The organism is Ensifer sp. Root558 (genome assembly GCF_001427045.1).
GTDB classification, from domain to species: Bacteria; Pseudomonadota; Alphaproteobacteria; order Rhizobiales; family Rhizobiaceae; genus Ensifer; species Ensifer adhaerens.
Map to the genome: position 1 here is coordinate 274,659 of NZ_LMGC01000001.1, position 24,607 is coordinate 299,265.

The 24,607-nt window shown below is 63.8% G+C and carries 28 protein-coding genes and 1 pseudogene; 12 read left to right on the forward strand and 17 right to left on the reverse strand.

Annotated features, from left to right (window positions below; translation table 11 throughout):
• Nucleotides 1-109: 109 nt before the first annotated feature.
• Entirely contained in the window at nt 110-1,018 is a 909-nt protein-coding gene (locus tag ASD63_RS01320) for a LysR family transcriptional regulator (protein ID WP_034792707.1), read from the reverse strand.
• Between the two features lie 115 nt (nt 1,019-1,133).
• Here ASD63_RS01320 and ASD63_RS01325 point away from each other — a divergent pair, with 115 nt between their 5' ends.
• A complete protein-coding gene (locus ASD63_RS01325) occupies nt 1,134-2,045 on the forward strand; it encodes an MBL fold metallo-hydrolase (protein WP_034792710.1) in 912 nt (303 codons plus the stop codon).
• Nucleotides 2,046-2,137: 92 nt separating this feature from the next.
• On the opposite strand, the gene ASD63_RS01330 is transcribed toward ASD63_RS01325, so the two are convergent.
• A complete protein-coding gene (locus ASD63_RS01330; protein WP_127889203.1) occupies nt 2,138-2,377 on the reverse strand; it encodes a hypothetical protein in 240 nt (79 codons plus the stop codon).
• Between the two features lie 543 nt (nt 2,378-2,920).
• Between ASD63_RS01330 and ASD63_RS01335 the strand changes: the two genes are divergently transcribed.
• Nucleotides 2,921-3,514: a LysE family translocator gene (locus ASD63_RS01335; protein WP_034792716.1), complete on the forward strand. Its 594-nt coding sequence runs from the start codon at nt 2,921-2,923 to the stop codon at nt 3,512-3,514.
• Here the strand turns inward: ASD63_RS01335 and ASD63_RS01340 are convergent.
• Both ASD63_RS01340 and ASD63_RS35910 read right to left on the reverse strand, forming a co-directional pair.
• Nucleotides 3,506-3,964 carry a DUF2269 domain-containing protein gene (locus tag ASD63_RS01340; protein ID WP_034793618.1) on the reverse strand — a complete coding sequence of 153 codons (459 nt, stop codon included), beginning with the start codon at nt 3,962-3,964 and terminating at the stop codon, nt 3,506-3,508. The genes ASD63_RS01335 and ASD63_RS01340 overlap by 9 nt on opposite strands.
• A 2-nt stretch (nt 3,965-3,966) precedes the next feature.
• A pseudogene (locus ASD63_RS35910) lies at nt 3,967-4,122 on the reverse strand (DoxX-like family protein); the annotation flags it as partial.
• A 227-nt stretch (nt 4,123-4,349) separates the two neighbouring features.
• On the opposite strand from ASD63_RS35910, the gene nthA reads away from it, so the two are divergent.
• From nthA to ASD63_RS01355, 3 genes are read left to right on the forward strand one after another with little or no spacing between them, the layout of a single operon-like run.
• The gene (gene nthA / locus ASD63_RS01345) at nt 4,350-4,994 is read left to right on the forward strand and encodes a nitrile hydratase subunit alpha (protein ID WP_060528760.1); all 645 of its coding nucleotides are present in this window, start codon (nt 4,350-4,352) and stop codon (nt 4,992-4,994) included.
• On the forward strand, nt 4,991-5,650 hold the full coding sequence (gene nthB, locus ASD63_RS01350) for a nitrile hydratase subunit beta (protein ID WP_034792719.1): 660 nt from the start codon (nt 4,991-4,993) through the stop codon (nt 5,648-5,650). The genes nthA and nthB overlap by 4 nt, the downstream gene beginning before the upstream one ends.
• Nucleotides 5,619-6,008 (forward strand): nitrile hydratase accessory protein, encoded by a 390-nt coding sequence (locus ASD63_RS01355; RefSeq protein WP_090294265.1) that lies wholly within the window; start codon nt 5,619-5,621, stop codon nt 6,006-6,008. The genes nthB and ASD63_RS01355 overlap by 32 nt, the downstream gene beginning before the upstream one ends.
• A gap of 54 nt (nt 6,009-6,062) precedes the next feature.
• On the opposite strand, the gene ASD63_RS01360 is transcribed toward ASD63_RS01355, so the two are convergent.
• From ASD63_RS01360 to ASD63_RS01370, 3 genes are all read right to left on the reverse strand, one after another.
• Nucleotides 6,063-7,532, reverse strand: coding sequence for a lytic transglycosylase F (locus tag ASD63_RS01360; RefSeq protein WP_060528761.1), 1,470 nt, complete (start codon nt 7,530-7,532; stop codon nt 6,063-6,065).
• A gap of 200 nt (nt 7,533-7,732) precedes the next feature.
• Complete coding sequence (locus ASD63_RS01365) at nt 7,733-8,626, reverse strand: SDR family oxidoreductase (protein ID WP_034792725.1); 894 nt, start codon at nt 8,624-8,626, stop codon at nt 7,733-7,735.
• Nucleotides 8,627-8,697: 71 nt separating this feature from the next.
• Nucleotides 8,698-9,351 carry a class I SAM-dependent methyltransferase gene (locus ASD63_RS01370; RefSeq protein ID WP_034793622.1) on the reverse strand — a complete coding sequence of 218 codons (654 nt, stop codon included), beginning with the start codon at nt 9,349-9,351 and terminating at the stop codon, nt 8,698-8,700.
• A 91-nt stretch (nt 9,352-9,442) separates the two neighbouring features.
• On the opposite strand from ASD63_RS01370, the gene ASD63_RS01375 reads away from it, so the two are divergent.
• A complete protein-coding gene (locus ASD63_RS01375) occupies nt 9,443-10,078 on the forward strand; it encodes a TetR family transcriptional regulator (protein WP_034792728.1) in 636 nt (211 codons plus the stop codon).
• A 145-nt stretch (nt 10,079-10,223) separates the two neighbouring features.
• Here ASD63_RS01375 and ASD63_RS01380 read toward each other — a convergent pair whose 3' ends face one another.
• From ASD63_RS01380 to ASD63_RS01395, 4 genes are all read right to left on the reverse strand, one after another.
• Nucleotides 10,224-11,057 carry an anti-sigma factor gene (locus tag ASD63_RS01380; protein ID WP_060528762.1) on the reverse strand — a complete coding sequence of 278 codons (834 nt, stop codon included), beginning with the start codon at nt 11,055-11,057 and terminating at the stop codon, nt 10,224-10,226.
• Nucleotides 11,054-11,605, reverse strand: coding sequence for an RNA polymerase sigma factor (locus tag ASD63_RS01385; protein ID WP_034792734.1), 552 nt, complete (start codon nt 11,603-11,605; stop codon nt 11,054-11,056). Before ASD63_RS01385 ends, ASD63_RS01380 begins: the two co-directional genes overlap by 4 nt.
• Nucleotides 11,589-11,966 carry a lipoprotein gene (locus ASD63_RS01390; RefSeq protein WP_034792736.1) on the reverse strand — a complete coding sequence of 126 codons (378 nt, stop codon included), beginning with the start codon at nt 11,964-11,966 and terminating at the stop codon, nt 11,589-11,591. The genes ASD63_RS01385 and ASD63_RS01390 overlap by 17 nt, the downstream gene beginning before the upstream one ends.
• Nucleotides 11,967-12,222: 256 nt before the next feature.
• Complete coding sequence (locus tag ASD63_RS01395) at nt 12,223-13,206, reverse strand: quinone oxidoreductase (RefSeq protein ID WP_034792738.1); 984 nt, start codon at nt 13,204-13,206, stop codon at nt 12,223-12,225.
• A gap of 97 nt (nt 13,207-13,303) precedes the next feature.
• Between ASD63_RS01395 and ASD63_RS01400 the strand changes: the two genes are divergently transcribed.
• On the forward strand, nt 13,304-14,194 hold the full coding sequence (locus ASD63_RS01400) for a LysR family transcriptional regulator (RefSeq protein ID WP_034792740.1): 891 nt from the start codon (nt 13,304-13,306) through the stop codon (nt 14,192-14,194).
• A 38-nt stretch (nt 14,195-14,232) separates the two neighbouring features.
• Here ASD63_RS01400 and ASD63_RS01405 read toward each other — a convergent pair whose 3' ends face one another.
• On the reverse strand, nt 14,233-14,655 hold the full coding sequence (locus ASD63_RS01405) for a hypothetical protein (RefSeq protein ID WP_051659255.1): 423 nt from the start codon (nt 14,653-14,655) through the stop codon (nt 14,233-14,235).
• A gap of 46 nt (nt 14,656-14,701) precedes the next feature.
• Nucleotides 14,702-15,790: an AbrB family transcriptional regulator gene (locus ASD63_RS01410; protein ID WP_034792742.1), complete on the reverse strand. Its 1,089-nt coding sequence runs from the start codon at nt 15,788-15,790 to the stop codon at nt 14,702-14,704.
• Between the two features lie 403 nt (nt 15,791-16,193).
• Here ASD63_RS01410 and ASD63_RS01415 point away from each other — a divergent pair, with 403 nt between their 5' ends.
• Both ASD63_RS01415 and ASD63_RS01420 read left to right on the forward strand, forming a co-directional pair.
• A complete protein-coding gene (locus tag ASD63_RS01415) occupies nt 16,194-17,321 on the forward strand; it encodes an ATP-dependent RecD-like DNA helicase (RefSeq protein ID WP_034792744.1) in 1,128 nt (375 codons plus the stop codon).
• A gap of 26 nt (nt 17,322-17,347) precedes the next feature.
• Nucleotides 17,348-17,707, forward strand: a complete 360-nt coding sequence (locus ASD63_RS01420; protein WP_034792745.1) for a VOC family protein — start codon at nt 17,348-17,350, stop codon at nt 17,705-17,707.
• 20 nt (nt 17,708-17,727) lie between these two features.
• Here the strand turns inward: ASD63_RS01420 and ASD63_RS01425 are convergent, their stop codons facing one another.
• The 3 genes from ASD63_RS01425 to ASD63_RS01435 all read right to left on the reverse strand — a co-directional run bounded on the left by ASD63_RS01425 (nt 17,728) and on the right by ASD63_RS01435 (nt 20,841).
• The gene (locus ASD63_RS01425; protein WP_034792746.1) at nt 17,728-18,402 is read right to left on the reverse strand and encodes a hypothetical protein; all 675 of its coding nucleotides are present in this window, start codon (nt 18,400-18,402) and stop codon (nt 17,728-17,730) included.
• A 254-nt stretch (nt 18,403-18,656) separates the two neighbouring features.
• Entirely contained in the window at nt 18,657-19,331 is a 675-nt protein-coding gene (locus tag ASD63_RS01430) for a MerR family transcriptional regulator (RefSeq protein WP_034792747.1), read from the reverse strand.
• A gap of 397 nt (nt 19,332-19,728) precedes the next feature.
• Entirely contained in the window at nt 19,729-20,841 is a 1,113-nt protein-coding gene (locus ASD63_RS01435) for a hypothetical protein (protein ID WP_034792748.1), read from the reverse strand.
• A 473-nt stretch (nt 20,842-21,314) separates the two neighbouring features.
• On the opposite strand from ASD63_RS01435, the gene ASD63_RS01440 reads away from it, so the two are divergent.
• The 3 genes from ASD63_RS01440 (at nt 21,315) to ASD63_RS01450 (ending at nt 24,025) form a co-directional block, all read left to right on the forward strand.
• Nucleotides 21,315-22,067 carry a pyridoxine 5'-phosphate synthase gene (locus ASD63_RS01440; protein WP_034792749.1) on the forward strand — a complete coding sequence of 251 codons (753 nt, stop codon included), beginning with the start codon at nt 21,315-21,317 and terminating at the stop codon, nt 22,065-22,067.
• Nucleotides 22,068-22,078: 11 nt separating this feature from the next.
• Nucleotides 22,079-22,711: a histidine phosphatase family protein gene (locus ASD63_RS01445; RefSeq protein ID WP_034792751.1), complete on the forward strand. Its 633-nt coding sequence runs from the start codon at nt 22,079-22,081 to the stop codon at nt 22,709-22,711.
• A 99-nt stretch (nt 22,712-22,810) separates the two neighbouring features.
• Nucleotides 22,811-24,025, forward strand: coding sequence for a multidrug effflux MFS transporter (locus ASD63_RS01450; RefSeq protein ID WP_034792753.1), 1,215 nt, complete (start codon nt 22,811-22,813; stop codon nt 24,023-24,025).
• A 108-nt stretch (nt 24,026-24,133) separates the two neighbouring features.
• On the opposite strand, the gene ASD63_RS01455 is transcribed toward ASD63_RS01450, so the two are convergent.
• Complete coding sequence (locus tag ASD63_RS01455; protein WP_034792755.1) at nt 24,134-24,517, reverse strand: VOC family protein; 384 nt, start codon at nt 24,515-24,517, stop codon at nt 24,134-24,136.
• Between the last annotated feature and the right edge of the window lie 90 nt (nt 24,518-24,607).

The following is a 24,607-nucleotide window of genomic DNA, read 5'->3' on the forward strand; positions in this document are numbered from 1 at the left end:
GCTGTAGCACTTAGACGTGCGCCCCGTTGCTATCCGTAAAAGCGGAAACGCTTTCAGGAAATCGGCGGGTAGCGGGCAATCTAGCGCATCCCGCCGGTCTTTCGAGCCTTCATCCGGCAAGCCGCCCGCGCTCCTTTTCCATGCGCTGCAGGATCTCGACGAAGGCGCGCACGCGCGCCGGGCGGAAATGGGAGGGCGGATAGACGACATGGATACCGCCCGAGGGCAGCGACCAGTCGGAAAGCAACCGCACCAGCCGGCCCTCGGCGATGTCGGTTCGCACCTGATAGTCCGGCAGCACGGCAAGCCCGATGCCGGCGACAGCGCAGCAGTGGGCGGAATCGATGCTGTCGGCGGTCACCAGCGCCTTGCCGTGGATTGCCGCCCCGTTGCCGGAAGCATGCGTGAAGGTCCATTCCAGCGGCGCCTTCAGCGCGCCGTTGGCGATCCAGTCTGCCTCCATCAATTGATTGGGGTGCGTGATGTCCCCGAGCTTTGCGGCATAGGCGGGCGCTGCGACGAGGTGCTGCTGAAACGTGCCGATGCGTTTTGCCCGTTCGCTGGAAACCACCAGCCAGCCGGCGCGAATGGCGAGATCGAGGCGCTTCTCGATCATGTCGAGAACCGTGTCGTTGAAGCTCAGCTCCACCCGCATGGCGGGATAGGCCGCGAGATAGGCGGCGACGGCGTTGGTTACGACCTTGGCGCCATAGTCGAGCGGTGCCGTCAGTGTCAGCGTGCCGCTCGGGATCTCGGTTTCAGCTGAGACCGCGCCGACGGCCTCATCGGCATCGCGCAGGATCAGCGCGCAGCGCTCGTAGAAGCGCTGGCCGGTGGCGGTCGGGCTTAGCCGCCGTGTGGTGCGCACGAGCAGGGTGGTGCCCAGCTCCTTTTCGAGTTGGGCGACCTGATGGCTGACGGCGGCTTTGGCAAGCCCGAGCCGTTCGGCAGCCGCGGTGAAAGAGCCGCACTCGACCACGGCAACAAAATGCGAGAGGCGATTTAAATTTACAGTCATTCGAAATTCTTCGCGATTGTCTGAGGTTGTCAGACAGTCTGTTCGGACTGCCGGGCTTTTTCAAGAGCGCCCGTGCCGTCATCCTGCCGGGCACGACAAAAGCCAAGGAGACCCCATGCAGATCCAGTTGACCCGGCGGACCGCACTCAAGACGGCAGCGGCGGCCGGCGCCGCCATCCTCATTCAGCCGGTCGGTGGCCGCTTTGCCAATGCGGCCGCAGCGCTCGAATGGCGCTATTTCCAGGCGGATGATGCCGGCTTCAACCGTACACCGGTGCTGCTGACCGGAAAGAGCGAGGCGATCCTGATCGATGGCGGCTTCACGTTTTCCGACGGCCGGGCGGTGGCCGAGGCAATCAAGGCAACGGGCAAGCGGCTGACGACCATCTATGTCAGCTGCAACGACCCGGATTTCTATTTCAGCCTCAAGCCGATCGTCGAAGCCTTTCCGGATGCGAAGGTCATCGCCGCTTCAGCGACCGTCGAGGCGATCAGGGCCAATGTTGAAGGAAAGCTTGAAACCTGGGGGGCGCAGTTGAAGGACAATGGCCCGCAGACGCTCGCCGATGTGGTGATGCCGACGCCCGACGACCGCACCGCGTTGACGCTCGAAGGCAGCACGATCGAGATCGTCACGATCGAGGGGATGAAGGACCGGCGCTATCTCTTCGTGCCGGAACTGCAGGCGATTTTCGGTGGCGTGCTCGTCTATTCCGGCTCGCATGTCTGGGTGGCCGACGAGGCGACGGCGGAAGGGCGGCAGAAATGGATCGAGGCGCTCGATGCCATGGCGACGCGCAAGCCCGCGATCGTCGTGCCGGCGCATAAGAGTGCTGGCGGGCCGGAGGGCGTCGAGGCCATCCGCTTCACCCGCGATTATCTCGCAGCCTTCAACGAGGCGGCGGCCGCCGCCAAGGACAGCGGCGAGCTGATCGCAGCGATGACAAAGCGCTATCCGGATCTGCCCGGTGTCGCGACGCTCGAGCTCGGCGCCAAGGTCGCCAAGGGCGAGATGAAGTGGGGCTGAGGCCGACCACCGTTCCTGCACAGGCGAGGCGGCGACCGGTCACATGAATGTACGGATGCTGAAAACGGTGCGCACCAAGACCAAGGACACTGTTACTTTAGGAGTTCAAAGGCGCGAACAAATCCCGGAAAGGCATTGGTAGCGACGCCCGTCGCGTAGATTTCGGCTGTGCCGTCGCTGCTGCATGTGATGGCGATTGTGCCGTCGATTTGGAGAAATAGAGCGACTGCGCCACCGTCCCACGGCACCAGCTTCCAGTCCCTTCCACCTGTGACGAGACGCATGACCTCCTGCTGCACCTTCTGACATTCGGTGAAGGATGGCGTTGTCATAGACTGCCTCTCCTCTGATCGCGCCATGGCTGGGGCCGTGAACACGAAAGTGGCGAGAGCGGCAACAATCGTCCTCCTCATTGTGGCCTCCTACCCACGTGCATGACAGCGAGAGTACACACACGGCTGAGGCTGGACAACGACGGGCTTGGGCGCGTTGTCATCGCATTGCTACCCCATCACCGAGGCCTCTCGGCAGGCCGCTCAATCAACCGACTGGTCGCTTCCTTGCTCCGACCATCTACCGTTGAGCCGGAGCCCGAGAGGCGTGTAGGGACCCCCTTAATGGCCTCAAGTAAGATTCCGCCAGGCCCATCCCACCGGGGCCCGGCACGACATAACGGGGTCTGAGGGACGCAGGGCCCAGGCGGGTACCCTAGCGCTGCCCTAGGTCCAAAGTCGCACGAACGTTGTAGACAAACTGCTGTATTATACGGTTTTTTGGCAATTTATCGGCGAGGGGAAACTTGTCACCATGACAAGTTCGCGGCTGATGCCGGCTAATAGGTCAATTATGCTGACCCAATTGACCGGGAGGAAACCATGCAGGCCGATACGCTGCTGGCGCTGTTTTTGTTCGCATTCACCACTTCGATCACGCCGGGGCCGAACAACATGATGCTGTTCGCGTCGGGCGTGAATTTCGGTTTCGTGCGCACCATTCCGCATATGCTGGGCATCGGCGCCGGCTTCTTCCTGCTGCTCATCGCCGTCGGTTTCGGCCTCGGTGCGCTGCTCCATTCCGTGCCGGTCGTCTACACGGCGCTGAAGTTCGCAGGCGGTGCCTATCTCATCTGGATCGCCTGGAAGATCGGCACCTCGCGTTCGCTGTCCGAAGGCAAGGCCAGCGCACAGCCGATGACCTTCATCGGGGCTGCCGCCTTCCAATGGGTCAATCCCAAGGCGTGGGTGATGGCGGTGTCAGCGATGGCGACCTATACCAGCAGCGAAAGCTACCTCTTCAGCGTGCTCGTCGTCGGCGTCGTCTTTGCGCTCGTCAACGTGCCGAGCGTTTCCACATGGGCGGGCTTCGGTTCGGCGCTGCGCCAATGGCTCTCGGAACCGTCGCGGCTGAAATGGTTCAACATCACCATGGCGGTGCTTCTCGTCATCAGTCTCTGGCCGATGCTAAAATAGTGCGAATTGTGGTTTCATCAGCATCAGCCAGAAGATGCCGGTGACGGCAAAGAAGGCCGGGAAGCCGCAGGCAAACCAGATGGCATAGAGCCGGTCGAACTCCGGTGGTAGCGGCGCACCGTTGGCCGTTGCAAGCCGGGCGAGATCGCGCAGCCGCAACTGGATCCAAACGACCGGCAGCCAGAAGAGGCCGGTGACGACATAGAGGATCAGCGACAGCGCGATCCATCCTTCCGTCAGCGACCAGCCGATGCTCGTCGCCAGCAGGTAACCGGTGATCGGCTGGAGCAGCACCGCTGTCGCGGTGAAGACCGTGTCGGCGACGTGCGCGATCAGCCGGGCATCGCGCGTGCGCTTGGCCATAAGCATGAAGAAGGCGATACCAGCGCCGGTGCCGAAGAGCACCGCGGCACCGATAACATTGGCAGGGCGCAGCAGATCTTCGAGCATCATCAGCGTTCATCCAGTATGGTCAGCGTCGCCAGCGTGAGAAGCAGCGACGGCAGCACCTTGACGAGCGGCCCGAGCGGATCGGCCCAAAGTTGGGGTTCGACGAGGGGAGCGGAGGCGAGATAGGCGACCGACAGTGCGAGCATGCCTAGATGGCGCAGATGATACATTCGGAACTGCATGGCAAATGATCGCCGGCAGCGGAAGCCGGCTTGCTCGGTGGCCTGGTCCGAAGCGCATCGGACCAGACTTGTTATGGTGACAATTGCGGGTACCCGCGGGCGTTGAAATCGATTTCGAATCCGGGGTTTATGCGCTACGACTTTATGAGGAGGCAGCGCCATCTTTGTGCCTGTGATGGCACAGCGTTGCGAGGAGCCAGGCAATGTCCGAACACCATCATGGCCACGATCATCACGATCACGACCATCACCACGACAACCATTTCACCGACATGGAAGCGCGGGTGAAGGCGCTGGAGACGGTGCTGACAGAGAAGGGGTTGATCGACCCGGCGGCGATCGATGCGATCGTCGAGACCTATGAGACGAAGATCGGTCCGCGCAACGGCGCGCGTGTGGTCGCCAAGGCCTGGGTGGATCCGGAATTTGCCGAGTGGCTGAAGCGCGATGCGACGGAAGCGATCGCCAGCCTCAGTTATACCGGCCGGCAGGGCGAGCATATGCGCGCCGTGTTCAACACGCCCGAAACCCATAACCTCGTCGTCTGCACGCTCTGTTCCTGTTACCCCTGGTCGGTGCTCGGTCTGCCGCCGGTCTGGTACAAGGCGCCGCCCTATCGTTCGCGCGCCGTCATCGATCCGCGCGGTGTGCTCCAGGAATTCGGCCTGACGCTTCCCGAGACGACGCGCATTCGCGTTTGGGATTCGACGGCGGAACTGCGTTATCTCGTGATCCCCGAGCGCCCGGCAGGGACGGAAGGATTCAGCGAGGACGAGCTTGCTGCCCTCGTCACCCGCGACGCGATGATCGGGACGGGCCTGGCACTTTCTGCGGAGGTGCTTCGATGAACGGTCCACACGATCTCGGCGGCGCCCACGGCCTCGGCCCGGTGGCGCCTGAAAAGGACGAGCCCTACTTCCATGCGGAGTGGGAAAAGCGGGCGCTCGGCGTCACGCTTTCCTGCGGCGCCTTTGGCGCCTGGACGATCGACGAAAGCCGGCATGCGCGCGAAAACTTGGCCCCGGCGACCTATCTCTCGGCGAGCTATTACGAGATCTGGACGCGCGCGCTCGAAACCCTGTTGAAGCGCCACGGCTTCGTGACCCAGGCCGAACTCGATGGCGGCCACAGGCTGGAACAGGGTGCGGCGCCGAAACGGGTGCTGAAGGCCGACATGGTGGCGGGCGTGCTCGCCAAAGGCGGCCCCTGCGATCGTCCGGTCGAGGGGCGCCCACGCTTTGCCGCCGGCGACCGGGTGCGCACGAAAAACTTCAATCCGGAGACCCATACGCGCCTGCCGCGCTATGCCCGTGCCAAGCTCGGCCGGGTCGAGGCGGTGCAGGGCTCTTTCGTCTTTCCTGACGACAACGCCCATGGCCGCGGCGAAAATCCACAATGGGTCTACACGGTCGTTTTCGATGGGCCGGAGATCTGGGGCGAGGGCGCCGACCCGACGCTGACCGTCTCGATCGATGCCTGGGAGAGCTATCTTGAGCACGTGTAAGGTGACATCGCCGCTGATTGCCTCGGCCGAACTGCCGAAGTCACCGGAGGGCGATCCGGTCTTTGCCGAGCCCTGGCAGGCGAACGCCTTCGCCATGACCGTGCGCCTGCACGAAAAGGGTGTGTTCTCCTGGCCCGAATGGGCAGAAGCGCTTTCGGCCGAACTTTACAAACCCGGCCGCAAGGCCGATGCCAGCGACTACTACGACTGCTGGGTGGCCGCACTCTCGCGCCTCGTCACGGAGCTTTCGCTCGCCTCCGGTCGAGAACTGGAAGACCTGACGCTGAGCTGGCAGCGCGCGGCGGAGGCAACGCCGCATGGGCAACCGATCGTGATCGAGAACGATCCGCTGCGGTGAGGCGGCCTGCCGGTTCCATCATATGGCAACTCGGAGCGCTGCAAAGGCATCGCATCATTGCGGTGACTGTGCGGCGCTCTCGGCCCTGCGAGCTTCCAGATCGGTGAAGAGTGAGTAGGCGACATAATATTTGTAGATGTTGCCGACATACTGCACGGTCTCGCGGCCGATCACCTTCGCCGCCCCGTTCTCGACATTGCCGAACCAGATGTTCGGATCGAGCCCCATTTCATTGGTGATACGGCGGATCTTGCGCAGGTTTCCGGGGCCGGCATTGTAGGCGGCGAAAGCAAGCGATGTCCGGTTGACGGGATCGAGGCCCGGCTCATTGAGATAGGTGGTGATCAGATAGCGCATGTATTTGGCGCCGGCTTCGATGTTGCGGTTCGGATCCTTTTCTACGCCGTTAATGCCGACCGACTTGTCGGCGGCCGTTGTCGGCAGCAATTGCATGATGCCAACGGCGCCGCGCGGACTGCGCTTGCTCTGGTCGAGTTGCGATTCCTGATAGCCCTGCGCGGCAAGCAGCAGCATGTTGAAGTCGTAGGTGGTGGCGTGTGTCTCGAAGAAGCCACGCAGGGTGCGATACTTTTCAAGCTCGGAGCGCTCGTAGGCGGCACGCACCATCTTCTCGCTCTGGTAATAGCGCTTCTTCAGAACGTTGCCGAAGGCGGTACCGACCTTGTGGGTCTTGATGAAGGCATTCAAGGTGGCCGCGAGCTTCGGGCTGTCCCTGCGGATGGCCCAAGCGATCTCGCCTTCCGCAGCAATGGCGATATCCTCATGCAGAACGACGCGATCGAACACGGTTGCCCATATGCGCGCCTTGTGATCATCGACGACGCACCAGGGAAGAAGGCCAGCATTGACCATCTCCATCAGGTCCTCGTCTTCCAGGTTTTCGTCGATCGGCCGGATATCGATCCCGGTATTGCCGGATGCCTTCAGGCGGGCGTTCAGCGCGCCGAGGTGTTCGAAGTAGCTGCTGCTCTGCCGCGCAAACACCGTCTTTCCGCCGAGGTCGTCAAGCGTTGCGATCGACTGGGCCGACGGACCCGTCACTAGTATTTCGTTGACGCCCGTTGCCAGCGGATCGGTAAAGTCGACGACCTCCTTGCGCGAGGACGTGATCGTCAGGTTGGCGGCAACGATGTCGCCGCGTCCCTCGACAAGGGCCGGAAGCAACAGATCCCGGCTGGTTGGCACATAGACGACCTTGATCCTGTCGATCTCCTTTTTCTGGTCCTTGTTGAGTTCCTCTGCGAGCGCATTGCCGGTCTCCACCGCTGTGCCCAATTGCTCGCCGCGGTCGATGAAGTAGATCGTCTTGCTGAAGGGGACGAGAATGCGGATCAGGCGGCGTTGCTGCATGCCGTCGAAATCGCCAGTCCAGGCGCGGTAGCCGGGTGTCTGCTCCTGGGCCCGAGAGTTGCCGGGCGAAAGGCCTGCAAGACCTAGGGCGGAAAGGATAAAAAAGGCGCGCGCCAATTCGACCCGCGCGACGACAGCGAGAAGCGTGAACATTGCCCAGACCCCCAAAGTTGCTCTCTAGTCGGCCACAGCCAAAGTTGCCACGCTCTGGCCCAGACTGGATGAATTGAGATTACGCTCCCTGCAACCGTAAACAAGCAGTTTGGAATATGTGGCATTCGGTGGCTGCAGTCGTGCACGGACACTGTCGCGGCGCGGGAACTGCCGAGACGTCATCGGCAGGGACGTGTTTGTCAGGTGCCGTAGTAGGTTGCCTGATCCAGATCGGTGAGCAGGTCAGGCCCAACAGGTTTCCACCCGAGCAAGGCTCGCGTCCGGGCGCTGGACGCGGCCATGTTGCCGCCGGCCATGCCGGCAAACCAGCCGAAATGCGCGGGCGGGCGGGCTTCGACCGGCAGGCCGAGATTTCGGCCGATGATCTCGGCGATCTGTCGGAACGGGATCTTTTCGTCCGCCACAGCGTGGTAGACGCACTCGCTCGTGCCGCTTTCAAGCGCAAGCCGATAGACCCGTGCTGCATCATCCCGGTAGACGCCCGACCAGCAATTGGCGCCATCATCCAGATACGCCGAAACGCCCGTCTGGCGCGCAAGACGCACGAGGATGGGGACGAAGCCATAGTCACCCACGCCGTGAACCGAAGGCGCGAGCCGGACCGTTGCCGCCCGAATGCCGCGCTCGGCAAGGGCACGGGCAGCGGCTTCGGATTTGCGCGGCACGGCGGCATTGGGCCGATCGGTTTCCGTGGCACCGAGCGGCAGCCCGGCGAGACCCGAGGTTACGAGTAGCGGCCGATCCGATCCGGCGAGACCCTCACCCAGAAGCGCGATGACGCGCTGATCCTCGGCCGCACTTTCCAGGAAACTGGAAAAGTCCTGGTCGAGCGGGCCATGGACGAAGTCATGCCTGAAGGCCGTGTGAATGACGGCATCGGCTTGCCCTGCGGCCCGCTGCAGGACCGCCGCGGACTCAAGCCCGCCTTCGACGACCGAAGCCCCGGTTGCGGCGAGGGTTGCGGCCTTTTCCCTGGAGCGTGCCAGGCCGGACACCCTGTGCCCCGCCGCGATCAGGTCCTTGACCACGGCCGACCCGACCCAGCCGGTCGCGCCCGTTACGAATACATGCATTGCAGTTCTCCTTGATGTGGTGGCCTTGCGTGGGCGTAAGCGCCGGCGCTCAACCGAAACGATGGCGCCGATCAGGCGAGGCGCATCGTCACTTCGATGTCCTGGGCAAACGGTGTCGACAGGTAGGTGCCGGGGGCCGAACGGATGTAGTCGAGATATTCCGGGCAACTGTCGGCGTCGTCGGCGATGATCAGGGCGCCTGGACGCAGGCGAGGCTCGATCAGCTTGAAGACGTCGAGATAGATCGGTTTTGCCCCGTCGAGCAGCACCAGATCGATCGCGTCGGGAAGGTCGGTGAAAGTCGTCAGCGCGTCACCCTGCCGGATCTCGACGAGATCCTCGAGACCGGCTGCGGTGAGGTTCTGTCCGGCCCGCGCCACCTTCGCCGGTTCGAATTCGCTGGTGATCAGCTCGCCGCCGCCGTTGTCGCGCAGCGCCGCTGCGAGAAAGAGCGTCGAAATGCCGAAGGACGTTCCGAACTCGACGATCCGGCGGGCGCGGCTCGCGCAGGCGAGCATGTAGAGGAGGTTGCCGGTCTCACGCGAAACCGGAAGCCACAGATCCTTCAAGAGCCCGTAGAGCTGCAGATATTCGGTCTTGCTGTGCAGCAATCGTTCGCGTTCGCTTGCGGGCAGTTGCGCGACTGCGGGGCTGGTCGCGGCATCGGCCTCGTCGAATAGGCGGTCGAGAAGGCCCTTGAGAGGCTGGCTGGTGAGCGTGGTCATCGGATGTTCCTTCGTTTTCGATGGGCTTGCGTTCACGAGGAAAAATACGAATAATTCGTCGCATTCGCTAATCGCATTGCGGACAGTGCCAATGGCCAACAGATCAAGTGCCCGTATTTCTTCACGAAAAGCGCCCAAGCAGGCGCGTTCGAACGAGCTGGTAAAGGCCATTCTCCAGGCTGCTGTTCAGGTTTTGGAGGAGGAGGGAGCGCAGCGATTTACCACGGCCCGCGTCGCGGAACGGGCGGGCGTCAGCGTCGGGTCGCTGTACCAGTATTTTCCCAACAAGGGCGCGATCCTGTTCCGCCTGCAAAGCGACGAATGGCGGCAGACGTCGGGGCTGCTGGCGACGATCCTCAGTGACGGGTCGTGGTCGCCGCTCGATCGGCTGCGGTCACTGGTTCACGCCTTCCTGCGCTCGGAATGCGAGGAAGCGGCCGTTCGGGTTGCCCTGGGCGACGCGGCACCCCTTTATCGCGATGCGCCCGAAGCCCGGGAAGCCAAGGAGGCCAACGATCCGCTCATCGACCAGTTCATGATCGAGCTTCTTCCGAACGCACCCACCGACCTCAGGGAACTTGCCGGTGACCTGATCATGACGACGATGACGACGGTGGGGAAGGATTTTTCGGGAACGGCGCGCAGCGATGCGGAGATCGAGGCCTATGCGGATGCGATGGCCGACATGTTCTCGGCCTATCTCGTGGCGAAGGGCGCCGGCACCTGATGCATCCCGAAAATTGTGAGCGTCCCGGCGATTTTGAGCGCAGGGCGTCTCGGGTCACGCAGGGTGAGACGAATGTGCGGGCTCGACTGTAACTCTTTGAAATACCTTGCCAACAAAGCCCAGTCGGCGTTGGCTGGGTTACCCCTCAGCTCTTCGTCGCCTCGCTCTTTTCGAACTGCCGGTAGCATTCATCCGCCACCTGCTGCAGCAGATCGCGCGGCACCTCGCCGGTGACGGCGTAGCCGAGCGGGCCGTCGATCCAGTAGAAGGTCTCGACGCCGTCGTTCTCGTCGATGCGGAAGCTGGTTTCGCGGTTGTCGTCGTTGCGGCCGAGCAGCACCGTCAGCCGTCGGCCGGTGCCATCCTCATACATGAACATCGCGCCTGCCTTGCCGTTGACCGGCAGCAGCCGGCCGCCGACCAGCGAGAAGCCGAGCGAGGAGAGATCAGGGATCGAGAGCGGATGATCGAGGCGCTTGCCAAGCCAGGTGGCGAGATGGGTCTGGTCGTCGGCGCCGACCTCGACGGCATGGCGCACTTCGCTCGCATAGACCAGGAAGGCCGATTGCGCCTGGCGCGGCAGGCTGTCGGCCGTCTGCGTCAGCCGGGGGCTTTGCTCGGGTGCGAGCAAGGAGGGCGCGTAAAGGCCGGTGAGGCCGCCGGCCGCAAAGAGCACCAGGCCGGCGGCGACGGCGCGGGCGATGCTGGCAAACGATCGGGTGTCCTTGCCGGGATCCTGTTGCGGGCGTTCGCTGCCGTTGCTCAGAAGCAGAGCCCGGTCATCGGCGTCGCTGCGGGCATAGCCGGCAAAGAGCGCGCGCAACTCGACCGCCTGCGCCCGCCATTGCCGGACCTCTTCGGCCTGCGTGGGGTTTTGCTCGAGCCATTGCTCGATCCGCAACCGCTCGCGCGGGCCAAGGGCGCCGTCGACATAGGCGTGCAGGTCGTCTTCGGAGACGGTGTTGTGGCCTTCCGTCATTTCGGTCTCCGCATGCTGATCACATTGTCGTCCTTCATGGCTTCTGCAAGCTGGCGCCGCGCGCGCGACAGGCGCGACATCACGGTGCCGATCGGTATGGCCATCATCTCGGCCACGTCCTGGTAGCGGTATCCTTCGATCACCACGAGCATCAGCACCGAGCGGTTCTCCGTGGAGAGCCCGTTCAGCGCCCGTTCGAGCCGCGAGCGCTCCAGCGGGTCGCTCTCGTGGGTCTCGGCCTCAAGGCCCAAGTCCTCGTCCAGCGCCACCTGCGGGTGCATCGCCACATAGCGGTGCCGGTTGCGGCCGAGATTGGTCATGATGGTGAAGGCCCAGGCGCGCAGGTTCACGCCGCGCCACTGCGCGCGGCGCGAAAGCACCTTCTCCACGCAATCCTGCAACAGGTCCTCGCCATCCGGGTCCGAGCGCACCAGGCTGCGGGCATAGCGCCGCAGTGCCGGCACCAGGGCCAGCACATCCTCTTCGAACCGGTCGGAGGCGGGGGGTGCCCCCGCATCCTCGTTGCCGCCGTTACGGCTTGGCGACATTCCATTCGCCCTTCTTCATGCCGTCGCCGGTCATGTCACCCATCTTCTTGTCCTTGATGAAGAAGTAGAGCGGCATACCGTCCTTGGCCCATTGCTTCTTGCCGTCCTTGCGCTCGACGACCGTATAGGCACCATCTGCCTTGGCGCTGGCTTCCGCGAAGAAGGGCGGCCAGTTCTTGGCGCAATCATCGTAGCACATGGACACGCCGCCATGATCGTCCTTGTAGGTGTAGAGCGTCATGCCGTTTTCTCCGGCCAGCACCTTGCCCTTGGCGGTCTCGACTTCCTTGACCGGCGGCGCGGCGAAAGCCGTAACGCTGGCCGCAAGCAGCATGGCGATCGTCAGTGGAAACGTTCTCATGGCAGTTGTCCTTCCTCAAGATGGTTTTCCTGTCCGGAAACGGGCGAAAAGCCTCCTCGTCCCGTTTGCGCGGGAGCCGCATGGTGCAGATCCAACCGTAAGACACGGCAAGCACAGGGTTTATTCCCGGAGAACTGGCGGAAGTTTCGGTTCGGTTCTTGCAGGTCGGCCACAGGACGCATCCGGCCACGCGACGTTCATCGCGCGGCCGACGAGAGGGGGAATAGGGCGCTGACCAGTTGGAGGCGACAGCCGTTCAGGGCAGCAGGACCACGGATCCGGTCGTCCGCCGGGCCTCCAGGTCTTCGTGAGCCCTGCGGGCGTCGTGAAGCGGATAGGTGGTGATGGCTGGGGCACGAACGACACCTGCCTGCATGGCGCCGAACAACTCTCGCGCCGCCGCTTCGTACTCGCCTCGCTCGGCAGTGTAGTGGGCGATCGAGGGACGAGTGACATAGAGCGAGCCCTTGGCCGAGAGCGAGGCGACGTCGAGCGGGGGAACCGGACCGGAGGAGGCGCCGAAGGAAACCAGCGTGCCGCGCGGGCGCAGGCAGTCGAGCGACCTGGCGAAGGTGTCGGCGCCAACGGAATCATAGACGACGCCGACACCCTTGCCACCGGTGATTTCGCCGACGCGGACCCGGAAATCCTCCTGGCTGTAGAGGATGACATGATGGCAGCCATTGGCCCGGGCGATTTCGGCTTTCTCTGTGGAGCTGACGGTGCCGATGACGGTCGCGCCGATGTGGCTCAGCCACTGGCAGGCAATCGAGCCGACACCGCCGGCCGCCGCATGGAAGAGCACCGTGTCGCCGGGCTTCACCTCGATGCAGCGACGGATCAGGTATTCGACGGTCAGTCCCTTGAAGACGAGGGCTGCGACCTCTCGGCTGTCCAGTTCCTCCGGCAGCGCCAGCGCCCGGGCGGCGGGCAGGTTGCGGTGGGTGGCATAAGCGCCGGGCGGGCCGCCCACATAGGCGACGCGTGCGCCAATCGAGAAGCCTTCGACGCCTTCGCCAAGCGCGGTGATCACGCCGACGCCTTCGACGCCGATCCCGCTCGGCAGGGGCAGGGGTGCCGAACCCCGACGGTGATAAATGTCGATGTAGTTCACGCCGATGGCGAGATGGCGGATCTGGATTTCGCCGCGCCCGGGCTCGCCCAGCGTCTCGGCCTTGAAGGCGAGCACTGACGGCTCGCCAAATTCGGAAAATCGAAAGGTATCGATGTTGGGCGTCATGCTGGTTTCTCTCCGGATTTCAGAAGAAACTGCTTGATTTCCTGGCTTCGGTCGAGAAACCATTCCGCAATTCTGATTTCCAAAAATGGAAAGCAATATGGACTGGAACGATCTCAAATTCTTTCTTGCCGTTGCCAATGCGCGCTCGCTGACTGCGGCCTCCGTCAGGCTTGGTGTCAGCGCATCGACCGTGTCACGCCGGATCGAGGTGCTGGAGGCGGCGTTGCAGGTCAGGCTTTTCCGGCCGCACCGCGACGGTTACGACCTGACGCCGGCGGGCGAGGCGCTTTTGGCGCCGGCCGAACGGGCCGAGGCGCAGATGCGGGTCTTCGAGCGGACGGCGCGGGAGAAGGACAACGACCTTGCCGGCCCGGTGCGCATCGACGTGCCTGAACTGTTGGGGCAGGAGGTCCTGTTGCCGGGCCTCGCCGGTTTCCTGCTGGAGCATCCGGAAATCCGCCTGGAGATGCATTCGAGCGTGCGCCCGGTGCGGCTTGCCGGCGAAGAGGCCGACATCGTTCTGCGCCTGGTGCGGCCGCAGCAGGGCAACTATCGCCAGCGCAGGCTCGGCCAACTCGCCTTCGGCCTTTATGCGATGCCTGGCTACATCGCGCGTCACGGCATGCCGAGCGCACCTGCCGACCTCTACCGCCACCGGCTGATCGGCTGGAGCGAGGAGCTGAGCTACCTGATTATGGTCGCCTGGCTGGAAACCCTATGCCCCGGCCTGCAGCCGGCGATGCGCTTCTCCTCGCTCGGCGCGCAGATGGCGGCGGTGAAAAACGGGCTCGGCTTTGCCGTGCTTCCGGCCTTTGCGGCCGAGGCGGCAGGCTTCACTCCGCTGCTGCCGGAGGCGCCGCCATTGGCCCCGGATCTCTGGTTGCTGGTCCATGAACAATCGGCCGAACTGCCGCGCGTGCGGCTCACCAAGGAGGCGGTCTCCACCGTGATGGCGCGCTTCGCTGCGCGATTGGCGGAAAGCGCCTGAGGATTGCAGACGCTTTCGTGAGGGAGCAGCCGATGGTGCTAGTCGGCCGGTTTCCACGGGGCATCAGAACGGCGAGCGCCCTGGAAACCGGTCTCCACCCGTTGCAGAACCGTCTCGTCGTCCGTGGTGATTTCGTAAAACGTGCTGTCGATGGCGCGAATGACGATCCAGGGGCTGTTCGGGGTGCCGGGCAGGAAACCGGTAAACTCTCCCCAGATGATCTGGAGAACGTCTTGCACAGCGGCGGCCAGGTGCCGGCCCTCGATCATGCTCCCGGACTGGGCCCAACTCTCCAGAACGTCGCCGCCGGGGCCGGTGGCATCGAACCATTGATAACCTGCGTCGACGGCGGAAACTCTCCACGACGCTCTCAGCGAGCGGGGTGCGAGGCGCTGCAGGATGTCGCGCAGGTCGAAGGGAAGCGCGGCTTCCGGAGGTCCATAGATTCTGAGCGTCTTCACGAGTGTTCTCCCGGCAGCGCATTGGAAACGTGCCGGGCCAACATCGTCAAGCCCGGTCGGCGACGAAGCGGGCGAGCGCCGGCCCGATCATGGTGATGATCAGCAGGCGGGCTGTCTGCAGGGCCATGACGAAGGAGAGGTCGACATTGCTCGAGGCGGCAATGACGGCGATCGAGTCGAGGCCGCCGGGGCTGGTGGCGAGATAGGCGGTCAGCGGATCGATGCCGACCACCTTGATCAAAAGCAGGGCAAGCAGGCCGGAGAACGAGATCAGCACGACGATCGAGATGATCGTCGGCACCAGCGCGCGGCGGGCATGGATGAGGATCTGGCGGGTGAAGCCGAGGCCGATGTTCCAGCCGAGCATGGCAAAACAGATCGCCAGCAGCCATTGCGGCAGCGCGGTGGTCATCACGCCTGAGACGTTCAGCACGGCGCCGAGAAGGAAGGGCAGCAGGAAGGCACCGGCGGGCACGCGCAGGAAGCGGCCGGCGAGCGCTGCGCCAAGGCCGACGGCGATTGTCTCGAGGAAAAGCAGGCCGTCGATCGGTGCGAACCAGTGGGTGGTCTGCTCGGCTTCGGCGCCGGTGACCCACATATGCGCAACCACGGTCGCGGTGCTGGCGACGAAGATCACGCGCAGATACTGCATGAAGGCGACGAGGCGTGCATCGGCCCCATAGGCGTCAGCCATCAGCAGCATGGTCGAGGCGGCGCCTGCCGACGATCCCCAGATCGCGGTTGTGCCCGGCAGGATGCGCATGCGGGTGATGACCCAGCCGCAGAGCGTGCTGACGGCGATGACCGAGAGGATGACGGCGAGAAACAGCGGCCAGTTGCCGGAGAAGGTGGCGAGCATGCCCGGCGTCATGGCACCGGCAATCATCATTGCCAGGATGAACTGCACGCAGAAGAACAGCTGGCGCGGCAGGCGTATCGTGCCGCCGTTCATGCCGACGAGCACGGCGGCCAGCATCGGGCCCATGAGCAGCCCGGCCGGAAGGCCGATGAATTCGAAAAACGAGGCAAGGACGATGGAGACCGCAAGCAGCAGGCTCCATTGCAGCCAGGGCGCGAACCGTCCGATGCCGACCTTGTCCGGGGTGGGCGGCGCAGCTGGCTTGTCGGTTTTCACGGGCACTCTCCGGCATGACCCGGAAAGGCGGGAACGGCCACCGGGGCCGGCCTTGACGGGCTTTGAGCGATGGTCTTCGCCAGCAGAAGCGCGGGCGCCATCACGTCACGCTCGTTAGCAACAATGCGGCGTTGCGTTCAAGGGGCAGAGCAAGAAAGTGCCACAGGATTGCCAGCGGGCAATGCGAGCACCGTGCGGGCAGGAGGCGAAATGAGAAAAAAACGTGAACAGATTCGGCCGGGCGTAAGCCGCGCCGGAAGGAGCGGTGACGAGGCGCGGCCTTGATTTTACGGGGTAATTTTGCGCACGGCGGTGACGCTCGCGAAGCTGGCGGCTCCTGGTCCTCCGGTGGGGCCGCAATTCCGGGCTTGCGTGTGCGGCCCGAATCCTGACACTCAACCTCATGCAATTCGCACCGCAACAGGACGAGGCCCTGAAGGCCGTTTCGCAATGGCTGAAAGAGGGCCGCTCGCCGCTCTTTAGGCTGTTCGGCTATGCCGGTACCGGCAAGACGACGCTGGCCCGGCATTTTGCCGAGCATGTCGATGGCGACGTGCTGTTTGCCGCCTTTACCGGCAAGGCGGCGCAGGTGCTGCGCTCCAAGGGCGCGAGCAACGCCAAGACCATTCACTCGCTGATCTACCGGCCGCGCGGCGAAGAGGAGGTTTCCGACGAGGAAACCGGCAAGACCTCGATCGCGCCGATGTTTGCGATCAACCGCCAGAGCCCGGTCGCCAAGGCGGCGCTGATCATCGTCGACGAATGCTCGATGGTGGACGAGGCACTCGGCAAGGACCTGATGAGCTTCGGCACGCCGATCCTGGTGCTTGGCGACCCCGGCCAGCTGCCGCCGGTTACGGGCGGCGGCTATTTCACCAATCAAGAGCCGGACTACCTGCTGACGGACATTCACCGCCAGGCGCGCGACAATCCGATCATCCAGCTCGCCATGCAGGTGCGCGAAGGCAAGGAAATCATGCATGGCGACTATGGCACGACGCATGTGATCGGTCGCTCTCAGGTGAACCAGGAACTGGTGCTCGAGGCCGACCAGGTGCTGGTCGGCACCAACAAGACCCGCCGGCGCTACAACCAGCGTCTGCGCGAACTGAAAGGCTTTACCAGCGAGTATCCGCAATCGGGCGACAAGCTCGTGTGCCTGAGGAACGATCCGGCCAAGGGCCTGCTCAACGGCTCGCTGTGGCAGGTGATGAGTTCTTCGAAGGAGACGGTGAAGCCGGGGATCAACCTGATGATCCGGCCCGAAGACGACGACATGGATCGCGGTGCCGCCAAGATCAAGCTGTTGAAGGCGGCCTTCGAGGATGTCGAGGGCGAGATCCCCTGGACGACGCGCAAGCGCTACGACGAGTTCGACTACGGCTACGCGCTGACGGTGCACAAGGCGCAGGGCTCGCAGTGGAACAATGTCGTGCTGTTCGACGAAAGCTGGGCCTTCCGCGATACCCGCGAGCGCTGGCTCTATACCGCGATCACTCGCGCTGCGGAGCGGCTGACCATCGTTCGCTAGACCGCACTGCCGGAAGGGATGCGGACGTGCCGATCAACAGGATCATTCTCTACGCCCATGACGTGGAAGCGACGGTTCGCTTCTACGAAAAACACTTCGGCTTCCAGGCATCGCGCGAGGCGGGCGACCGTATCGTCGAGCTGATCCCGCAAGACGGTGGCGCCAGCCTGATGGTCCATCCGACCGCCAAGGGCGCGCGGAAAGGCCAATCCCTCATCAAGCTAGTGTTCGATGTCAGGGATGTCGAAGCCTTCAGCCGAGGGTGCGCTCAGGAAGGGCTGGTATTCGGGGCCATCCATCAGGCCGATGGCTATCAGTTCGCCAATGCGAAGGACCCATCAGGCAATCCGATCTCGATATCGAGCCGCGCCTTCCGCAAGATCTGAGGTGCAGCCGTCTTGAGCTGTTACCGCTTCGTTGCCATCCAAATCATATGGCGGGCGCCGCCGCGTTTGCCGTTGGCGCGCACGTTCACCTCGTCGGCGGCAAAGCCGACTTCGCGCAGGCGGCGGGTGAAGGCGCTGTCGGGTGCCGACGACCAGACGGAAAGCACGCCGCCAGCCCGAAGGGCGGCTTGCGCGGCGCGAAGGCCGGTGTGGCTGTAGAGGCTGTCGTTGGAGGGGCGCGTCAGGCCATCCGGGCCATTGTCGACATCGAGCAGGATGGCGTCGTAGGCGGCCTTCTTCGAGCGGATCAGTGCGCCGACATCGCCGACATGGATATCGACGCGGGGATCGTCGAGCGTGCCCTTGTGCAGCTCGGCCATGGGGCCGCGAGCCCAGTCGACGACGGCCGGAACCAGTTCGGCGACGGTCACGCGGGCATCGCCTGGCAGCACGGCAAGGGCCGCGCGCAAGGTAAAGCCCATGCCCAGGCCGCCGATCAGCATGCTCAGGTTCTTGCCGCCGGCGATGCGCTCATGGGCGAGCGTCGCCAGCGCTTCTTCCGAGCCGCTCAACCGGCTGTTCATCAGCTCGTTCGAGCCGAGCATGATCGAGAATTCCTGCCCGCGCTGCTTCAGGCGCAGCTCGTCGCCGTCACCGGGAATGGTTGCGCGGTCCAGCTCTATCCAGGGAAGCATCGGGGTCTCTCGTCCGTATTTGTTCAGGCGCCCTCGTAACACGTGCGGGATAATGGCGACACCGCAATGTCTGCCGTTCAAGAGAATTGTGCCGCGTGGACCTGCAAACTGTTCGGCGCGCCTTACTGTGGCAGGCCTGCGGGCAGGGGGCTGCAGGAGAGCGTCGTGACCGAGGCGAGGCGCAACGCGACCTCGTCCTCTTCACGCACGAGGATGCGGACGGCAAGGCATCGGGGGAGGCTGCCGTGTCCTCGCTATTCCGGCGAGATCATGCCTGAAAGCACCGCCTTGGCGATCGCCTGGAAGCGGTTGTTAGCGCCGAACTTGCGGATGATGCCGGCTTCAAGGGTAAGCGCTGCTGCCACGTCCATGTCCATCAGGCCGGCGATGCGCGCCGCCGGATAGCCGTCGGCCATGAAGGTCAGGCACTCGCTTTCGATCGGCGAGAGATGGACATGGCCGTCCTCATCGGTGGCTTCGCCTCCGTCGGTGGTTTCGAGCAGCTCGGTGATGCGCTGCATCTGCCGGCGCAGGTTTGCCTGCTGGGCGGCAAGCTCACGCCGTCGGGCCAGCAGGGCGTCGCGAAACAGCTTGTCGGCTTCGGCCTGCTCCTCGGTGCCCGCAAGTCCGGTCAGCAGTTCCAGGATGGTCGAGATCGGCATGTCGATCTCGCGGCAGGCGTTGATGACGGCCATGCGGCGAATGTGATCTTCGTTGTAGACCCGCATCGGCCCCATGCGGGCGGCGGTCAGGAGCCCCTTTTCCTCGTAGAAGTGCAGCGTGCGATGGGTGACGCCGAAAGCGTCGGCCATGTCGGCGATCGCCAGCGGCGTCGTGGGGTCGTGGTGGGGAAGCGGCAGGTCGGGCAGAAAGCCGACACGATCGGGCGCGGCCAGCACGCCCTCGAATTTCCAGTGGTCTCGCGGCATGTCGAAGGTCCCCGGTCTACAGCCTGCGCGTCTTTCGACGCGCTGTTTCTGCAATTTCCTGAATCGAGACCGACCCAGGGGCGCGCGCAATCCGCGTCCGGAAGCGGTGGCGATCGTCGGGTCTCAAAGGTGCGGACGGATCCGCGCGGTGAGGCACTCGTTGATCGTCAACGACAATACCTGCTGCTCGGTTGGGGCACCTCCGCGCGCAAGGCACGGTTTACTCAGGACATCGATGCTTGCCTGACGAGCACCCAGGCACCCATTCCCAACGCATGCGTGTACCGTATACGCGAATCGCTAATATGACCAGTCCCAGTATGGCAGGCGAATGTGGCGGACCGGGGGTCGCAGCCGCTTCATGCGGACCGGCCTTTGCCCGCCCCGCCGGGCAGGCTCAGTGTCCGATGACCTTGAGCGGGCTGTTGGCGCTGAGGATGAACAGCGGCTCGTCGCCGCGCAGCGGCGAGAGTTTTTGCTGGCAGGACCAGGCGGTCTCGAAGGTGTCGCGGGTGAGGTGCTTGCGATAGCGCTGGGTGGCGGCCATGCAGCCCATCAGCGGGCTTTCGATCTGCTCTTCGCGGGCGTGATTATAGATCTCGCCATCGAGCGAAAACAGTTCGGCGGCGAGCGACATGCTCTCGAAAAGCAGGTCAGGCTCGGTCTCGAGCCGCTTCCAGGTGATGAAGTCCTGGCGCATCGGCACGTTCTCGCCGTCATGGGAGAGGGTGACGCGAATGCCCTGGGCCGGTGCGTCGTACCAGGTCACCTGGACTGTGAAGGAAAGTGCTGAGTTGCGCGAGACCGGTCGGCCGGTGTCGCCATCGGTGGCGCGCGCCAGCGTCTTGTGGCGCTGGGCGGCAAGCCGCAGCGCCGTGGCGAAGGCCTTCGCATCGCTGTTTTCGGCGCCGCTGAGCTTCACGGTAACGGCGGGCAGCACCCGCTCGGTTGCGTGGCGGGCGTTGAAGAGCTTGGCCTGGGCGTCGAGGTCCAGCGTCATTTCCTGCGACGGCATCGGTGCAAAGAGCAACAGCGGCAGGACGCTCAGAACGGAGAGCGGCGAGGAGAGCGGGGCTGGCGGCCAGGCGGGGCGATGCCCGGCAAAGCGCCGCTTGGCCGGCTTCGGCTGACGCGGCGCGGGGGCGGCAGTTTCGGCCACTTCCGTCCGCGCGTGGCGGTATTCCGGAACGTAGGTTCCCTTGGGAATGGCAATGCGCCAATCCTCGTCGGCGCCGTCGCCCTCGTAGAAGGCCTTGAGCAGCTTGCGCAGCTTGCCGGCATGCACGCGCACCAGCGGGTCGCTGTCGGCGTTGAAGGCCTGTGGCCGGTCGAAGACGTCGATGGCGATCGAGTACCCCTTGAGCTGATGGCCTTCGCCGATCATCTCCTTTTCGACGACATAGGCGAGGAACGCCCGCAAGCGCTCGGAGCGCGCGAAAGCCTTGCTTTCGAGGATGCGACGGAGCGTCCGCCGTATCGTCTCATCGCAGGGTCTTTCGACCGTCGTCATCGGTGCTTGCTCCAGGGTCATGTGATCTAAAAATCTATGAAGGCGATCGCGGCGTAGGCCAGGGCCATTCGATCTGATTCGGAAATTTAAGGCCAAAAGAAGTGGTTGTCAGGGGTGATAGACGCCAAATTTGAGTTTTTTCTGAAATAAACGTAAAAATTGCGTCCTCAATCCCTGTGACAGATCGTAGCGGTGCTCGCTCGCCCAGTGCCGGCGTGCCGGCGGCCCGAAGGTTTCGTTCCGGTGATTCAGCTTTCCTGCATATTAGAGAGATCGATTGTCAAGATTTGATCAAGACAAGGCGGGCAAACGCACTGCGCGCCATTGACGCGGATATTGCATTGGTACTCCTTGGAATTGCTGCATAATCCCGACCTCAAACCGTTTCTGCTTTCGTTAAATATGCAGTAGAACATTGCATCCACATTGCCCGCATCGGGCCGTGAGCGGCCCCGCCTCTGGAAAGTTCAGACATGCCTGCAAAACTGTCCGTGAATCTGAATGCCGTCGCAATGCTTCGCAACCGGCGCGATCTACCCTGGCCCTCCGTCACCGCACTCGGGCGCATTGCGCTCGAAGCCGGCGCCGCCGGCCTGACGGTGCATCCCCGGCCGGATCAGCGCCATGTCCGCTTTTCCGACCTGCAGCCGATCCGCGACCTGATCGACGGCGCATTCCCGGAGACGGAATTCAACATGGAAGGCTACCCGAACGAGGAGTTTCTCGGTCTCGTCGAAGCGCACCGGCCGGAACAGGTGACGCTGGTGCCCGACGATCCGGCGCAGGCGACCTCCGACCACGGCTGGGATTTCCGCAAGAACCACAATCTGCTCGGCCATGTGGTCGGCCGGCTGAAGAAGAAGGGTTTTCGCGTTTCGCTGTTTGCCGATGGCGACGAGGACATGGAGGCGCTGCGCATCGCCAAGGAAACGGGTGCGGACCGCATCGAACTCTACACCGGCCCCTATGGCGGCTGCTATGACGATCCGGAAAAGGCCGAGAAGATCGCCGGCGAGCTTGGCCGCACGGCGGCGCTGGCGGCCGAGCTCGGTCTCGACGTCAATGCCGGCCACGACCTGACTGTCGCCAACCTGCCGCTGCTTGCCAGGCACATTCCGAACCTTGCCGAAGTGTCGATCGGCCACGGCCTGACCGCCGATGCGCTGGAATACGGCATGGCCGAGACCGTGCGCCGCTTCCGTCGCGCCTGCGGGCAGGAGGTCTGAGGCGCCTTCGCATGAAGGAACTCTTCGTCGTCACCCACACGCAATCCGTCCACCATGTCGAGGGCAGGGTGGGCGGCTGGTACGATACCGGCCTGAGCGAGCGCGGCCGAAAGGATGCGGCGGCCACGGCCGAGCGTCTTGCGACCCTTGTCGGCGGGAGGCAGGTCGAGATCTTCAGCTCCGACCTTTTGCGCACCGCTGAAACGGCGGCGGCGATCGCCGCGCGCCTTGCCGCGCCCGTGACGGAAACCGCCGCTCTTCGCGAAATCAGCTATGGCGTGGCCGGCGGCGGGCCGCAGGCCTGGCTCGACGCGCGCTATACCGCGGCGCCGGACGACAATCGGCTGGATCATGATTGCGGTATCGACGGCGCGGAAACCCGCCGCGACGTGGCGCTTCGGGTCTACCCTTGCGTCGAGGCCATCGTCGCCAGGCCCTGTCCGACGCAGATCATCGTTACCCACGGTTTCACGCTGACGCTGGTGATGGCGGCCTGGATGAAGGTTCCGATCGAGGCCGCCGGTTTCTTGAGCTTCCCGGCGAAATCCGGAAGCATCACTCATCTGCGCGAGGATGATTTTTTCAGGAATCGCGCCGTCGTCTGCCTGGCGGATGCCGCGCATCTGGCAAATGAGACGCCGTAACATCCTGAAAATACTCAGGGCTACGCAGGCGCGAACGCAATGCAATCTGCAACGGGGGCTGCTATAGAGTAAGCCCGTCCTCTCGCCCATCTCCGGCCCATGATCATTCAGACCAGTTTTCGCGAGCGCATCGTTCTCTATGCGCTTCTGACATCGCTGACCTCGATCAGCATCGACGCGCTGTTGCCGGGTCTGCGCCAGATCGGCGCCGACGTCGGCGTCGCGCCGCCGCTTTCCACCCAGCATGTGATTTCGCTGTTCATTCTCGGCATGGCGTTCGGCGAACTGCTGCTCGGGCCGCTTTCCGATGCGATGGGGCGGAAGAGGGCGCTGGTCCTGGGCCTTGGCGTCTATGCGCTCGGAACGGTCATCGCCATGGTGGCGAACTCGCTCGAAATGGTCATCCTCGGCCGGTTTCTTCAGGGTGTCGGCGTCTCCGGGCCGAAGATCGCGACGAGGGCGATGATCCGCGACCAGTTCGAGGGTGACGCGATGGCCCGCGTCATGTCGTTCATGTTCACGCTGTTCATTCTGGTGCCGATGCTGGCGCCGACACTGGCGCAGGGGATCATCACTGTAGCCGGCTGGCGCAGCATCTTTGCCGTCTATCTCGCGGCGGCGGGCGTTCTCGGCCTGTGGCTGGTGATGCGGCAGCCGGAAACATTGCCGGCCGACAAACGCATTCCCTTTCGCCTGGGGCTGCTCGTATCGAACGGGCGGCGCATCCTGTCGCATCGGCGGGTGACGTTGCTGATCGTCGCGACCGGGCTCGTCTTCGGCGCGCAGCTTCTCTATCTGAGCACGGCGGCCGACCTCTTCTTCGACGCCTACGGGATCGGTGAGACCTTCCCGCTCTATTTTGCCATGCTGGCGACGGGCATCGGGCTTGCCTCGTTCCTTAATGCCAAGCTCGTGCAGCGCTTCGGCGCGGAGGCGATGGCGCGCCGAGGTTTTGTGGGCCTTGCCGCGGCAGGGCTGGCGATGCTTGCGGCATCGCTCTATTGGGGCGGGCGGCCGCCGCTTGCGATCCTGCTGGTGCTCGGTTTTGCCGCCTTCTTTGCGGTCGGCGTGCTGTTCGGCAATCTCAACGCCATGGCCATGCGTTCGCTCGGGCAGGTGGCCGGGCTCGGCGCATCGCTGATCGCCTCCGGCTCCAGCCTCGTGGCGACGGTGTTTTCGATCGCGGTGGGCGCCTTCTACGATGGCACGACGCTCAATCTTTCGGCCGGCTTCTTTCTCGCCGGCGTCGGCGCGCTCGTTCTGGCCGAGCTTGCGCTGAGGGCTGATGCTTCGCCGGTGGAGGCCTTCCGGTAGGCGACGGCAAAAGCTGGCAAGCCCGCGTGCCAGGCATCAGCCTTCCCATGCCGGCGAGCGCGGTGCTTCGGATGCCCGGTTACCGTGCCCGGCCAAGGCAGCGATGGGCTAACCGTTATAGACGACGGAAATCTTGTTTCCGGAGGGATCGCGCATGTAGGCCGCGTACCAGTGCGGCCCATAATGCGGCCGCGGGTTGGGGGCGCCCTCATCCGTTCCGCCATTGGCCATGCCTGCCTGGTAGAAGGCATCGACGTCCTGACGGGACTGGACCATGAAGCCGACCATCGAACCATTTCCAGCGCTTGCCGGTTCATTGTTGAAGGGCTTGCAGACCCACAGCACGGGACCATTGCCGGTTCCGCCTTCGGAATAGGCGCGCCAGTCCGGAAAGTCCGTGTGCGCCTTCCAGCCGATCGTCGCCAGGGTGGCATCGTAGAAGGCATTGGACCTGGCGGAATCCAATGCACCGACGGTCAGATAAACGCTCATGATTTCCCCTTTTTTAAGCGGTGAAGCCAGGAGAATTCATAGAGCGAAAACGTGAACAAAGCAAGAACAAATGGCGGTGACGGCCATGGC

Bases quoted from the DNA above. Each gene is read 5' to 3' on its own strand.
- ASD63_RS01325 (WP_034792710.1), top strand. From the start codon at position 1,134: ATGCAGATCCAGTTGACCCGGCGGACCGCACTCAAGACGGCAGCGGCG.
- ASD63_RS01415 (WP_034792744.1), top strand. From the start codon at position 16,194: ATGCAATTCGCACCGCAACAGGACGAGGCCCTGAAGGCCGTTTCGCAA.
- ASD63_RS01395 (WP_034792738.1), bottom strand. From the start codon at position 13,206: ATGACGCCCAACATCGATACCTTTCGATTTTCCGAATTTGGCGAGCCG.
- ASD63_RS01380 (WP_060528762.1), bottom strand. From the start codon at position 11,057: ATGACGGAAGGCCACAACACCGTCTCCGAAGACGACCTGCACGCCTAT.
- ASD63_RS01390 (WP_034792736.1), bottom strand. From the start codon at position 11,966: ATGAGAACGTTTCCACTGACGATCGCCATGCTGCTTGCGGCCAGCGTT.
- ASD63_RS01435 (WP_034792748.1), bottom strand. From the start codon at position 20,841: ATGACGACGGTCGAAAGACCCTGCGATGAGACGATACGGCGGACGCTC.
- ASD63_RS01440 (WP_034792749.1), top strand. From the start codon at position 21,315: ATGCCTGCAAAACTGTCCGTGAATCTGAATGCCGTCGCAATGCTTCGC.
- ASD63_RS01330 (WP_127889203.1), bottom strand. From the start codon at position 2,377: ATGACAACGCCATCCTTCACCGAATGTCAGAAGGTGCAGCAGGAGGTC.
- ASD63_RS01375 (WP_034792728.1), top strand. From the start codon at position 9,443: ATGGCCAACAGATCAAGTGCCCGTATTTCTTCACGAAAAGCGCCCAAG.
- ASD63_RS01385 (WP_034792734.1), bottom strand. From the start codon at position 11,605: ATGTCGCCAAGCCGTAACGGCGGCAACGAGGATGCGGGGGCACCCCCC.
- ASD63_RS01445 (WP_034792751.1), top strand. From the start codon at position 22,079: ATGAAGGAACTCTTCGTCGTCACCCACACGCAATCCGTCCACCATGTC.
- ASD63_RS01430 (WP_034792747.1), bottom strand. From the start codon at position 19,331: ATGCCGCGAGACCACTGGAAATTCGAGGGCGTGCTGGCCGCGCCCGAT.
- ASD63_RS01365 (WP_034792725.1), bottom strand. From the start codon at position 8,626: ATGCATGTATTCGTAACGGGCGCGACCGGCTGGGTCGGGTCGGCCGTG.
- nthB (WP_034792719.1), top strand. From the start codon at position 4,991: ATGAACGGTCCACACGATCTCGGCGGCGCCCACGGCCTCGGCCCGGTG.
- ASD63_RS01355 (WP_090294265.1), top strand. From the start codon at position 5,619: ATGCCTGGGAGAGCTATCTTGAGCACGTGTAAGGTGACATCGCCGCTG.
- ASD63_RS01400 (WP_034792740.1), top strand. From the start codon at position 13,304: ATGGACTGGAACGATCTCAAATTCTTTCTTGCCGTTGCCAATGCGCGC.
- ASD63_RS01450 (WP_034792753.1), top strand. From the start codon at position 22,811: ATGATCATTCAGACCAGTTTTCGCGAGCGCATCGTTCTCTATGCGCTT.
- ASD63_RS01335 (WP_034792716.1), top strand. From the start codon at position 2,921: ATGCAGGCCGATACGCTGCTGGCGCTGTTTTTGTTCGCATTCACCACT.
- ASD63_RS01340 (WP_034793618.1), bottom strand. From the start codon at position 3,964: ATGCTCGAAGATCTGCTGCGCCCTGCCAATGTTATCGGTGCCGCGGTG.
- ASD63_RS01320 (WP_034792707.1), bottom strand. From the start codon at position 1,018: ATGACTGTAAATTTAAATCGCCTCTCGCATTTTGTTGCCGTGGTCGAG.
- nthA (WP_060528760.1), top strand. From the start codon at position 4,350: ATGTCCGAACACCATCATGGCCACGATCATCACGATCACGACCATCAC.
- ASD63_RS01425 (WP_034792746.1), bottom strand. From the start codon at position 18,402: ATGCTTCCCTGGATAGAGCTGGACCGCGCAACCATTCCCGGTGACGGC.
- ASD63_RS01455 (WP_034792755.1), bottom strand. From the start codon at position 24,517: ATGAGCGTTTATCTGACCGTCGGTGCATTGGATTCCGCCAGGTCCAAT.
- ASD63_RS01360 (WP_060528761.1), bottom strand. From the start codon at position 7,532: ATGTTCACGCTTCTCGCTGTCGTCGCGCGGGTCGAATTGGCGCGCGCC.
- ASD63_RS01370 (WP_034793622.1), bottom strand. From the start codon at position 9,351: ATGACCACGCTCACCAGCCAGCCTCTCAAGGGCCTTCTCGACCGCCTA.